This window comes from uncultured Bacteroides sp., assembly GCF_910578895.1.
In the GTDB taxonomy this organism is placed as follows: Bacteria; Bacteroidota; Bacteroidia; order Bacteroidales; family Bacteroidaceae; genus Bacteroides.
Genome location: NZ_CAJTSC010000110.1, coordinates 1 through 215, shown reverse-complemented (window position 1 = coordinate 215; position 215 = coordinate 1).

Here is a 215-nt window from a genome sequence, read left to right as displayed (position 1 = left end):
GCAACAACTTGTTCCACCAGCAATGGACTGTGCCGATTATACGTCCGTCGTATAAGCATAACGGCAGCGAAATAAACGCTGATTTTGGTGGGATGTTCCAGCAAATCCTGAAAGGTTTATTCTTTAATCATTGACAAATATGAAACAGAAAAAAAGCAAAATAACGATTATTACAGTATGGATTCTGCTATGCGGGTGCGTGGTATGTATGGGGT